Source organism: Mycobacterium sp. (assembly GCF_032162105.1).
GTDB lineage: Bacteria > Actinomycetota > Actinomycetes > Mycobacteriales > Mycobacteriaceae > Mycobacterium.
The window spans coordinates 1-2,807 of record NZ_JAVRPS010000194.1 but is presented as its reverse complement, the minus strand read 5'-3'; the positions used below and the strand labels follow the sequence as shown (position 1 = coordinate 2,807).

At 65.5% G+C, this 2,807-nt stretch carries 2 protein-coding genes and 1 pseudogene; 1 reads left to right on the top strand and 2 read right to left on the bottom strand.

From position 1 onward, the window contains the following. Positions 1-379, bottom strand: a pseudogene (locus QOC69_RS10130) (hypothetical protein); the annotation flags it as partial. Between the two features lie 337 nt (positions 380-716). Between QOC69_RS10130 and QOC69_RS10125 the strand changes: the two are divergent. Next, positions 717-2,294, top strand: coding sequence for an amino acid permease (locus QOC69_RS10125; RefSeq protein WP_526438953.1), 1,578 nt, complete (start codon positions 717-719; stop codon positions 2,292-2,294). Between the two features lie 224 nt (positions 2,295-2,518). Here QOC69_RS10125 and QOC69_RS10120 read toward each other — a convergent pair. Continuing rightward, positions 2,519-2,807, bottom strand: a 289-nt coding sequence (locus QOC69_RS10120; protein WP_526438951.1) for a hypothetical protein, incomplete at its 5' end; no start/stop codon positions are given.

The following is a 2,807-nucleotide window of genomic DNA, read 5'->3' as shown; positions in this document are numbered from 1 at the left end:
AGAGCTTGGGTTGTTGACAACCTCTGACAAGGTTGACCATCGACCATAATTTGAAGTCAGCGGAGACGGTAACGCGATCGGAATCAGACGCAACACGCGGCGGCCGGAGGCCAACTTCGCGGCGGTGAGCGCAGCGGGGTCGAAGGTGAGCGGCTCACCGGGCACGCCCAGCGCGCCCGGGGTGACGTTGCGAATGTCGCACGGTCGCAACGGATGTTTGATGACGGCTCGATCGCGAACCTTCGCCTGCCCGTCGAAAGGTCGAGCGCGTCGAGCAGTTCCACCAACGGCACCGCGGGCGGGCGCGACTGGCCAGAGTACTCCTCGCGCCGGTGTAGGTGATCACCATCTTGTCGGTGGCCGCGCCGATGGCGTCGATCGGCGGATCGCGAGCCGGTGTGCCGCCGGCTAGGTCCGATAGAGCTGGCGATAGTGGTCCGGAAGTACGCCAATGCGCCGCCGGCGTGTATGGCGATCGTTTCCGGTGGATTACGAGCCATGCACTGCGCCCGTAACAAACTGGCATCGACCAAACCGGTCGAAATGGACTAACGCCGCCATCCCGAAGCGAGCCACCATAACCGCGTGAGCCAACGCCGAGTCGGCCCTACCGCGGAGTCAATGAGCCGTTGGTGTCATGAGTCGCCGAATCACGGTGCACCGCGACGCGGCAGCGCTGTACGCCGTCCGCTGACGAGTCAACCAAAGGAGTCAAAATGTCCACTCCGCAATTCGACGTAGCCGACGAATCCCGTTCTTCAACAACGGAGTCAAGCCCACCCGAGCAGGTCGGCCAGAAGTTGGCCCGCAACCTCAAGCTGTGGCAGGTGGTGGCGATCTCGATTGGCGTCATGGCGCCGTCCTTCGCGATCACCAGCCAACCCCAGTTCGCTGCCGCGAGCGTGGGTCGTGCCGCTCCGCTGTCGTATCTGCTGGCGCTCGTCGGGGTCCTCACCGTGGCCTACGGGTTGGGGCGGCTCAGCCAGCGGATGCACCACCCCGGCGCGGTGTACGGGCTCGTCGGCGCCTCGGTGGGTCCGCGGACCGGAGTCGTCGCCGCCTGGGCCCTGGCGGGTACGTACTTCTTCCTCGTGCTGCTGTGCTCGATGGCGGTCGGCATCTTCGGATGTGACCTGCTGGAGAACATCGGTATCTGGCACGACCCGCCCAGCTGGGCGGCCTATCTGCTCGCGGTCGTCACCGTGGGGCTATCCACCTGGTTGGGCATCGTTCCGGCGCGCCGCGGTACCAGCATCGTCGTTGTCTGCGAGGCGATTACGGTGTTGCTGATCACGCTCGCGGCGGTCATCGTCCTGGTACGGCTGGCCTCGGGGACCGCGCCCACGGGCAACCACATCGACTTCCACGTCTTCGTCCCCGAACCCGGATCCTCGCCATCGGCGTTGTTCGTCGGAATCGTGATGGGGTTCTTGTCGTTCGCCGGATTCGAGGCCGCCGCCGTCGCCGGTGCCGAAGCCGAAAACCCGCGCAAGAACATTCCCCGCGCGATCGTCGGAACGACGGTGGTCATCGGATTGTTCTATGTCTTCATCGCTGCCACGGCGATGATGGGTTTCGGCACCTCGCCCGGGGGGGTCGACAAATTCACCAAGTCGCCGTCGCTGATGGGTGATCTCGGCACCTCCTACGTCGGACACGGATTCGGCAACCTCATCACCGTGGGCACCATCATCAGCGCCGCCAGCTGCGCACTGGCCTGCGCGGTCGGCGCTGCTCGCATCATCTACACGCTGGCCTTCGACGCCACGGAAGGCAAGTCCGCGCTTGCGTCGGTGTCGACCAAGTACGCCACACCCTGGAGCGCCACCGCAGCGGTCGGCGTCACTGCCCTGGCGGCACTCGCACTGTTCGGCTGGGGCATGCACGCCGGTGCGCAGAACGTCTTCGACTGGACCGCGACGATCGGCACCTTGCTGCTGCTGGTGGTCTACCTGCTGGCAACCGTCGGTGCATTGCGGGTGCTGTTCTTCAACGGCCCACCCCTGGTCCGCCGATGGGAGATCGTCATTCCACTGATGGCCATGGCCATTCTGGTGTTCACGCTGTACAAGAACATCCATCCCACCGGGACGCCCATCGGAGAGCCCATCACCGCGGTCATCTGGATTCTGTTGGCTGCTCTGCCGGTGCTGATCATGCCGGCCGCGGCGCGCAAGCTTGGCAAGGCGATACGCGATCACGACGGCATGCACGTCGTGCCGACCTCCAAACACCCGGTACCAGTCCCGGGGGCTGCGTCGTCATCCAATGGCGAGGCCTTCCAGGCAGTTTGAGGCACACCCCCGGGGCGGGAGCAGAGTCGCACTGCTCCCGCCCCGCTTTGCCGCCCGGGCGAGCACAGGTTGCCTCACGTCCACGTCGTCGATTCCGCGGTGACGCACAACCCGTTCTCCTTGGTCACGCCCAACCGGACGCGCGGCGAAACTACGTCCTGCCGGATCGTAACATCGCGTCGAAATCCTAGAAGCGTCTCGCCCGTCCTGTCCGCCGGCGCTGGTCACCGCTCAACCAAACCACCGCTGCCGCCAGAGGTTTCAACGATCACCGGCCTGCGCGGCCTACGCGCCATGTCAATGCCGTGACAACGCAAACAGATTGCCAGCGCGCGTAATTGACGGCAGAACGTGATGACTGCGATGACGATCGTGACGTGGTCGATTCGCGACCAGCGCCCGCCCGGAGATGGTTGACGCGATGCGGCCACGGCCCGCCGCGCCGCCTGGGCCCCGGGAAGCCAGTGGCACTCGGTGCGGTGCATCCGGCGAGACCAATCGACGCCGCCGCAG

Excerpts from the sequence above, each read along its gene's own strand:
- QOC69_RS10125 (WP_526438953.1), top strand. The coding sequence starts at position 717 with ATGTCCACTCCGCAATTCGACGTAGCCGACGAATCCCGTTCTTCAACA.